This window comes from Pseudorhodobacter antarcticus (assembly GCF_900110135.1).
GTDB lineage: Bacteria > Pseudomonadota > Alphaproteobacteria > Rhodobacterales > Rhodobacteraceae > Pseudorhodobacter > Pseudorhodobacter antarcticus.
The window spans coordinates 1-9417 of sequence record NZ_FOCO01000068.1; the positions used below are offsets into that span (position 1 = coordinate 1).

At 58.4% G+C, this 9417-nt stretch carries 3 protein-coding genes and 4 pseudogenes; 4 read left to right on the forward strand and 3 right to left on the reverse strand.

The annotated features are described in order from the left end of the window. The 4 genes and pseudogenes from BMY36_RS17975 to BMY36_RS17990 form a co-directional block, all read left to right on the forward strand. Positions 1–289: pseudogene (locus BMY36_RS17975) on the forward strand (transposase); the annotation flags it as partial. 595 nt (positions 290–884) lie between these two features. Further along, entirely contained in the window at positions 885–4298 is a 3414-nt protein-coding gene (locus BMY36_RS17980) for a glycosyltransferase (protein WP_175469337.1), read from the forward strand. Positions 4299–4390: 92 nt separating this feature from the next. After that, on the forward strand, positions 4391–6859 hold the full coding sequence (locus BMY36_RS17985; RefSeq protein ID WP_050520672.1) for a DUF3131 domain-containing protein: 2469 nt from the start codon (positions 4391–4393) through the stop codon (positions 6857–6859). A 136-nt stretch (positions 6860–6995) separates the two neighbouring features. Next, positions 6996–7211, forward strand: a pseudogene (locus BMY36_RS17990) (IS481 family transposase); the annotation flags it as partial. 168 nt (positions 7212–7379) lie between these two features. Here the strand turns inward: BMY36_RS17990 and BMY36_RS20910 are convergent. The 3 genes and pseudogenes from BMY36_RS20910 to BMY36_RS18005 all read right to left on the reverse strand — a co-directional run. Next, positions 7380–7673: pseudogene (locus BMY36_RS20910) on the reverse strand (urea ABC transporter permease subunit UrtC); the annotation flags it as partial. Next, a pseudogene (locus BMY36_RS20915) lies at positions 7671–8105 on the reverse strand (IS5 family transposase); the annotation flags it as partial. The pseudogenes BMY36_RS20910 and BMY36_RS20915, both read right to left, overlap by 3 nt. 541 nt (positions 8106–8646) lie before the next feature. After that, positions 8647–9417 (reverse strand): IS91 family transposase (locus BMY36_RS18005; RefSeq protein WP_175469338.1); only part of this gene is annotated, 771 nt, incomplete at its 5' end.

The window sequence follows — 9417 nt, forward strand, 5'->3', positions numbered from 1 at the left end:
GACCGAAAGCAGGTGGCTTGTTTAACTGGAGTAGCGCCGATGACACGGCAATCTGGACAATGGCGAGGGAAATCATTCATTCAGGGTGCGCAAAGTAGTGAGGGACGCCCTCTACATGCCAGCCTTGGTCGCGATGAGATTCAACCCTGACCTCAAGGCAAAATATCAAGCCATGATTAAAGCTGGAAAGCCACCAAAAGTCGCCCTTACTGCGCTCATGCGAAAGCTGATTGAACTCGCCAACGCCCTCATCAAAGCAAACCGAAATTGGGTGATTAAAGAGGCTTGATCAAGACGGATACTCTGGTCTTTGGGCGGAGTGGCCACCAGTCTATTCGGTCCTGCGGAGTCCCCCAATATAGCTCCGTGTTTGGGAGGGCTTTGCAGCAAGGGCCCTCCCAAGCCTCTCCTCATAGCAATAACTTCCCCTCTCCTGCCAAGTGAACTTGTGCTTGCCCTCTGCAGCATGAGCAGGCGGTGTGAAAATGGTCCTTCGAAAAATTCGGACGTCGACCCGCCCGTTGGTTTGCTCGGGAGCGACTGCACAACCTGCGGGCTCCCAAGACCTTCGCACGCCATAAATCGGCCACAAACAAAGGTAATAGTCCACCCATTGGGCGCCGTTTGCTCTTTCAATCGAAGGGCCATTGTTTCGGGGGCGACGACATAACTTAGCTTCAGGATTAATTATCGCAAACCATTGAACAAAAAAGCAGTTTTCTTTGACAGTCTGCGCCTGCTGACACAAATTAGCAAAGTCTTTACGATTTCTTACTAATCAAGCCGGCACTTTTCACTAAGCTAATGTCATTGTTTTGACAGAATTGGATACAATGCGACTTCCAAAAGGTGAGATTATGCCTCGATCTGTCGCAGGGGATCCGGTGTTCGAAGACCTCAGTGGTCTTCGCTTTCGGCGTGTCAAATTGTGGGGAAGCGTTGCGGTTGCTATCGGCCTGATCTGGGTTGTGGCGATTGCCCTGCTGATATTGCGGCCGACACAAATGCCGTTGATCGATGCCAATCCGATGGTGGCCGAGACGGCAGAGGCGCCCCGGACGCGTCCTGAGATCCGCCTGACTGATGCTGGTCTATTGATCGACGCCAAGGCATCAGTCGGTCCGGGGCAGGATTTTGTAGCCTGGACGAGGCCGGAGCAGGCAACGCCGCGCTGCACGGTCGATCGGCCTGGGCAAGGCGCGGCGATGGCGGCAGAAAACAGCGTTTTCCCGACGCGCGTTTACACAATTCTTCCCTCGTTCCGGGACAATGCGTTCCTGCCCCTGCTTCGAAACTGCGGCCGCATCAATGTCATCATGCCCGAATGGTTCGAGATCACCGGACCATCCCTTGCGATCTCCAGCCTTGTTGTGGACGCAGAGACGAAGGAGGTGCTAACCTCGCTCGACGTGGAACGGCGCGGAGAGGTTGAATTCTGGCCGGTCTTCAATCTAGGAGATGACATCACCGCAGCCGCCTTTGTTGAGGCTCTGTCGGTTAAAACGCGCCGGACTGGTCTTGCCAACAGCATGCTGCGGCTGGCTTCAGATGTTCAGGCTGATGGGGCCTGCCTGCGGCTGCAAGGACTAAAGGCGAAAGACGCCGATGTGCTGGTTCCATTTGTTGCCGAACTGGCGACCAAGACGCGCTCGGCAGGCCTGCAACTTTGCCTTGTGGCCTCGATTTCTGATGGTCAATGGACCATTCCGGGCCTTGTGGACCACGTCGACAAGGTGATCGTGACCGCGTTTCAGGATCCCTGGCTGGGATCGCAGCCGCAGCCTCTGGCACCCTTGGGTTGGTTCGGTGCGCAGGTCGCGCAAATCCAGCGAGATGTGCCGATGGCAAAGCTGGTGATCGCGGTAGGCGGTCATGCAGTGGATTGGGTGTCTGGACAAGCGGTTCCCGAGCGCATCAGCATGGCCGAAGCCATGTTTCGGATCTCGCGCGCCAAGGCGTCAATCGATTTTTCACCGTCGGCCAAAAACAGCTATGCGTCGTTTTTTGACCGCGACGGCAACCGTCACCAGATCTGGATGCTGGATGCCGCCAGCGTTCACAACAACCTTCAGGTGCTGCGGGATCTTGAGATCACGGAAGTCGCCGTTGCCAGTCTTGGTGAAGAAGAGCCGGCCTATTGGGACGCAGTGGTCGGTCGCTTGCTGGATGTGCATTTGCGGTCTCTTGGCGTGCCCGAGTTTCCCGACAACGTGATATTCACGGGCGAAGGGCCGTTCTACCGGCTGCTTGACCCTGGCCAGCCGGGCCATCGGCTGTGGCGGTTGGATCCTGAAAGCGGCATGATCGTGGATCTGGTATATGACACCATCCCACTGCCTTTGGAGATGGAGCGATATGGCACCCGCACGCCAAATCAGATCGCATTGACCTTTGACGATGGCCCTGATGCCGTGGCCACTACCCGGATCCTCGATGCGCTGAAGGAACAAGAAGCGTTGGCGACGTTCTTTGTCGTTGGTCGCGCGGCTTTGGCATCACCATCTCTTTTGCAGCGCGCAGTGGATGAGGGCCATACGATCGGATCGCACAGCTTCAATCATCCGCATATGGAAGACCTGAGCCCGTTCTTGATCCGCGCCGAACTCAACGCGAACCGCAGCCTGATCGAAGGGGTGATCGGGCGGTCGCCCCTGCTCTATCGCCCGCCTTATATCCGGGGGCCGGGGCCGATCAACAAGCATGAGGCCATTGCCTTCTCTGTCCTGGAAGAGGAGGGATATTTTGTCGCGGGAAGCGATATCGTCCCCGCAGATTGGGCCGGGATCAGCGCCGACGAAATCGTCCGGCAGGTGTTTGACGAGATGGATAAATCAGGTGGCAACGTCATTGTTTTGCACGATGGAAAAAGCACCGGCATGCACACTGCCGAGGCGGTTTCGTTGTTGATCCCCGCCCTGCGCGCGCGGGGCTACGAAATTGTTCCGCTTTCAACACTCTTGGGCGCGACCACGCAAGCCGTGATGCCGCCTGTCGGACTGGCGTTCTCGGTCTTTAAGGGAGTTTCGGTGTCGGCGATCGGCTATGGTATCGCGTTTTTGGTAGCGATGTTCTGGGTTTGCGTCTTTGCCAGCTTCGCCCGCTCGGCGCTGCTCTTGTTTCTGTCGGCCCGCCGCGATCCGATCTTTCTGCGCACTTTTGCGCAAGATCCATCGGTGTCAGTTCTGGTGCCGGCCTATAATGAAGAGAAGGTAATCGTAGACACGCTGCGGTCGATCCTTGCCAGCGATTATGCAAACCTGACGTGCATCGTGATCGATGACGGATCAGAGGACGGCACACTGCGGATAGTCGCGGAAGCTTTTGGGTCGGATCCGCGCGTCAAGGTTCTGTCGCAGACCAATCAGGGCAAGTGGTGGGCTTTGAACACGGCCTTTCAGCAGGTCGACACTGAGATTGCAGTCTGCGTCGATGCCGATACAAGGATCGCGCCTGATGCGATTCGTGAGATCGTGGCGCCCTTTGCCGACAGCAAGGTGGCGGCCGTAGCAGGGACTGTTACGGTCGCCAATACCTCCCGCTTGCTTGCCAAGTTCCAGGCGATCGAATATATCACTGCCCAGCAGATCGGGCGGCGGGCGCAAGACCATCTAAACGGGATCATGGTTGTGCCGGGCGCCTTGGGCGCATGGCGTGTAGACGCGGTGCTAGACGTCGGTCTTTATTCCAATGAGACTTTGACCGAAGATGCCGATCTGACGATCTGGCTACGGCGGGGGGGGTACCGGGTCGCTTACGCCGAAAATGCCCGTTCGCAGACCGAAGCGCCCGCCGATGTGCGGTCTTTGCTGAAGCAACGGCTGCGCTGGTCGCTAGGGAACCTTCAAACACTTTGGAAACATCGCGGCGCCTTCTTGGAGTTCGGCCCCAAGCGGTTGTTCTCGATGTTCGACATGGTGTTTTTCGGCTATCTTCTGCCGCTGGTTTCCCCGGTCGTTGACTTGATCTTTCTCTATTTCGTCTTTGATCTTCTGTCCGATTGGCATTCCGGAACGGCCTCGAAGGGGCTGGATGTCTCGCAACTTGCGTTGATCGGGATGGCGGCGGTGCAGGTCATGGACATCGCCGTTGCCTGGACGGCGCATCGCCGCGAAGGAATCGGACTCTGGCGCCGGATCTTGCTGATTCCGATGATCCCGCTGATGAACATGCTGTATCGGCCCTTGCTTTATGTCACCATTTACCGTGCCCTGTGGTCTGCGCTGAGTGGAAAGCTGGCACGATGGAACAAGCTGCACCGCTTGGGGACAGATCAGATGAAGGACGCAGCCGCACGATGAGGCGCAGGACATTTCTTACGGCTGTAGCCTTCGGCTCCATCATCGGGCGATCGGTGTCGGCACAAGAGATCGTCCCGCCTCAGCCGCAGAGAGTGCTGTTCACCATCACCGGGATCAATGCGAGGACGAATGCGGAAAGTCTTGGCACGCTGCTGTCGGCACTGGTTGCCAATGCGGTCCCGGTCAATCTTGTGGTCGATTCCGGCGATAGCCCGACGCCCCTTTGGCAAGGCAGCGAGATTGGCCGATTGCTTGCGCGCTACTTCGAGTCCTTTCCCGGACTGATCGATGTTGTGGCTTGGTGCCCTGATCTTGGGCAGGAAGCGCCTTATCAGGCCGCGCGCGCGGCACAAAAGGTGCGTCAGAGCCTGGTCGATATCCTTTATGGCCCGTCCGGGCCCGGTCTTTCGCGCCAACCGCTCCTGTCCATCGCCTGCAAGTCCCCGCTTGATTCGCCGGCGGCATCGGCCACATTGTCTGCGGGGTTTCGCACCGTCATCGCCCTTCCCGATAACGGGTTGCCGGTGGAGGCAAGGCTGGACCTGCAGGGCGTCCTGAGCCTTCTCGGGGGCGAGGTGCTGCGCGTGGAAGAGGCCGCGACTGCGCTTTCGCGCAACCTTCCAGGCCTGCAACGGCACTTTATCTTTGCAGCAGGTGATGTCACCCGCACCGCGACCGATGTCCTTTTTGCCGCCGCCCGGGACATCGGACGGATCCTGAAAGCTGCGGCCCTTGATCTGAGCATGGTCTCGGATCTGGCCAGCGCCGTCCAAATGCGCACCGACGGCGGATTTCGGCGCCGCGTGGTGCTTCATCTGCTTGAGCCGACCCCTGCTGATCCATTGGCGATGGCGCATCTTGCCGCGCTTCAGGACATGCTCAGGGCCGAAAAGATACTATTCAGTACTGGGCCAGACATCACAGGCTCCATCGCTGCGGGGACGGGCGATCTGTCCTATTGGGTACCACTGGCGATTGTCAAAAGTGATCGGCCAGATCAAGGTCTGATGCTTGGGACCTTTGCGAAAGAGCCTCTTTCGCTTGCCCTGCCGGGATCGGTTGCGGCAGACGATATGCGCTTTGGGGTTGTTGTGAAGCCGGTTGTTGGCGGGCGGCGTATCACAGGCCTTGCCGCGCAAGCTGAACTGAACATTCCGGTTCTGGCCTATTTCGGTGCTGTGGGCGAGGAGCCGTTTCCGGACCAGCGCGATCTTGAAACGCTTGAAGATGGGGTGCTGCTTGTTGCGGCTTCTGCGCTGTCGGAGCCCGCCTTGAGAACGGCGTTCCTGCACGCAATCCGGCCGATTGTCGCCCGAACCGAGACGCGGATGATGTCTCTTGCAACCTATTGCGCGGAAACACTGCCGCAAGATCTGTTGCTGCCGACTTTGTTGCTGACCCGTGCCAAGCGGTTGAAACCGGTGCCACCCGCCACAGGAATTCTGTCCGCAGAACGCGCGGAACTGCTGGAAGATGCGCAGTCGGCCTGGGCCTATTTCTCTGATAACACCATCAGGTCCACAGGGTTGTGCCCGGCAACGATGACTCTAGGAACCCGCCCGTCTGCCGACTTCCTTGCTGCCAGCATGTGGGAAATCGGCAGCCATGTGAACGCGCTGATTGCGGCGGTGGATCTGGGGCTGATCCCGGATGAGGATTTTGCAGACAGGATCAAACGCCTGCTCAGAACGGTCGAGCGGGCCTCGCGCAAGCGTCTTGTCCTGCCGCCCGAGACGATCAACGCCCAAAGCGGAAAGGGCACAACGCGCTTCAACTCTTTTGACACCGGGCGCTTGATGATTTCGCTAGGTCGCCTGAATCGGCATCGACTGGCGCCTGCGGGACTGGACGCTTTGGTCGCGTCTTGGGACTTTGCCCAGGTCATTATTGACCGGCGGCTTCATTCCTACCGCGGAAAGCAGATGATCGAGGATTTTGCCTCGAACTATACAGACTATGTGGCAGCGGGGATGCGGCTTTGGGGATTTGATGTGGCCTCTCCCTTCGATGATTTTGCCCGTGTTGCCACGGCGGATGACGAGGCCAGGCTGCTTGCGGCGACGGTCGCTTTTGGTCCGTTGGGCGCCGAGCCGAGTTTGTTGTATCTGATAGAGATGGAGCCTTCGCCCTCTGCGTCGTTTCTGGCCGATTGTCTGGATGCACTACAATCCAGGCTGGCCAAGGAGTCCGGCGTGCCGGCGGCGGCTTCGGAGACTCCCCTTGATCGCTTTCCTTGGTTTACCTATCAGGGCTATGATCTTTCAAAGTTTACCGACCCGTGGATTGTCCAGTTCGCGGGCGAAGATGGTACTACGGTAACCGACATATCCGGGACGTCTCTGCGTGCGATCAGTTCAAAGGCGGCATACCTGTGGCACGCCGTTCGTCCGAACGCGTATTCAACTCGGCTGATTGACTCCTTGCGGCATCAGGCCCGGACGAAATCTGGATTCAAATCTGCGCTCTATTTCACCGCCCAGACCGCCACCACGAATTACGCAGACCTCAACACCAACGCAGTGATCCTGCAATCCATCGCGCATATTCTTACAAAGGGCTGACTTGGCACTTTCAGAATAACCACGCTTGAGTGGGGAAGGGTAGATGTTCCATCCCGGACCATCACATTGACCCTCGGCGGTCTGCCTTTTTCATGGCAAGATCAGTTCTGAGGGACATTCGGAACGGGACACTGCCATGCTGATTCATCTTTATAAGCAAGCGACAACCACGCCCAAGGTGCGGGCTGCGATTCAGGCGAGCGGCGAGCCTGCGTCGGTTTTGGCGGAACGGTTCGGCACGACCGAGCAAACGATCTACAAGTGGCGGCATCGAGACAGCGTTCACGACCGCAGCCATACAGCGCACCGCTTGCAGACCACCCTGACCCCGGCACAAGAGGCTGTTGCGGTTGTCGCCGCAGACAGCAACATCTAGAACCGCGCCGCATGATTAGAGCGTGTCACCCAAAATCAGTCATAGCTCCCCGCCAAAAGCCAAACGGTCAATCGCGCCTGCATTCAAATGCTTAGTAATCGTATTTCGCGACAAGCCGGTGCAGCGCGACATGTCTTGGACAGATACCCGCGCCTCATCATCACGGATCGCGCGGATCACGCTGCCAAATTTTCCTGACACGATCCAGCTTGCAAGGATATCGGCGAGGGCGAGGGCCGCGGCCGAGGCCCAGAAGAACCATATTAACATAACATCTTGGCCGACATGGCCCAGCCCCGGCAGGTTTTGCAGCCCCGAAAGCCCGTTATTGCCGCGCAACCCACTGTCATTTTGAAACAGATACAGCGCCAGCGCCAATGTCATCGCTTGGGTCAGGATGGACAAATAACCCCCCGCAACACGGGACCGAAACGCCACGAGGGCAACGATTTTGGCTGTCAGGCCGCCGCGCGAGCGTCCGATGGCTTGAGCGTGAGTCCCCCTTTTGCGCCGGTTGCCTTCTGGTGAACCTGAACGATGGTGCCATCGATGAGCGCGTACTCGAGGTCGGGGTCACCGCTCATGGCGTTGAAAAGACTCTCGAATACGCCCGATTGAGCCCAACGACGGAACCGTCGGAACTGGCTGTTCCAGTTGCCGAAAGCGGGCGGCCCCCTCTCATGCATGTAAACATGCATTGCCGGGCAATGGGTCGCGCCATGGTGTGCCCGTCCGAACGCGCCAGAAGACGGCTTCCAGAAACAGCCGATTATCCTTAGCCGTCGCCCCCGCGTCGCTCGCCTTTCCCCGTAAATGCGGCTCAAGCCGCCGCCATATATGATCCGTCACCACAAAGCGCTGCTCGTTCATTCAAACCTCCATTTGGGAAGTTTGAATCAGAAATCAGAACCGATGGGAATCCCGATTGTCCACGGGCCCTAAAAGCGGTCTCCAAAATTTGTCATCTTACGGGGTTTGAAGAGTTCTCTGAACCGGACATTGTCGCACCAAGAATGAAAGGCAACAAAGTCAGCAGTGGAGACAACCGTGCATATCGCAGGGAATGCCCGCTTTCCTGAAGGTTTTTCGATGTGGGCCGCGGCGTGACGGTGGCGGCCATGAGATGGCGGCCCACGTTGACAAACCTCGGAAGGAGGAAGCCGCGGGGGTCTTGGAACATGCTATGGGGAAAGTGTGCTGGCGGTTGGGGCGACGGCTGTATCAAGGGTGCGGCTAAAGGTGCGCACGGCACCTGAGGCGTGTTCAAAAGCGTTCGATGATTCCGACAAAGCTGATCGTTCTGACGTGCATGCTGCCGTGTGTAATGTCGAAGTTGGGCAGGCACACCCTGTTCGGACCGGGCCTGCAGGGGGCAGCCGGTCGCGTTGTCTGGCATCTGACAGGCGGTGTGTCATACAGCCTGCTCCCACGGAGGTGCGCGCGACATCGGTTTTTGCCCGCGGCGAAAGATTTCTATGATGCGCATGGGTCCGCAGCAGCAGGGGCACGGTTCGCGCAGGGTGAGTGGTATGATCTCGGTGTTGCGCTCTGACGCGGCGGCCTTGTCCGGACGCTGGACACATAGCAAGGCACGTATTTTTGTGATGTTGGCCTTGCGGGCCGAGCTGGCCTGCAGGCCATAGTGCCGAATGCGGTGGAACCCGTCAGGCAAAACATGGATCAGGAAGCGGCGGATGAACTCGGGCGTGGCCAGCCGCATGACGGATCGGCGGTCGCCGGATTTGATGCGGTAATCCTTCCAGCGGAAGGCGACTGTTTGGGCATCTGCGCTGACCAGACGGGCGTTCGAGATCGCCACCCGGTGGGTGTAGCGGCTCAGGTAGGCCAGCACGGCCTCAGGACCGCCAAAGGGCGGTTTTGCATAGACCACCCATTCGGATTTGCGGAACGGGGCGAGCCAAGTGGCGAATGCATCGGCCTCAGCCAGCCCTTCGAGATTACCGAAGAAGGTGAGTTTGCCCACGCGATGCAGATCCATCAGCCCTTGCAAAAACATGCGTCGGAATAACCGCGACAGCACGCGTACATGCAGGAAGAATCCGGGTTTGCAGGCGACCCACCTTGTGCCGTCAGGCGACAGGCCGCCGCCAGGGACGATCATGTGGATGTGCGGGTGGTGGGTCAGCGCTGATCCCCAAGTGTGGAGCACGCTGGTCATACC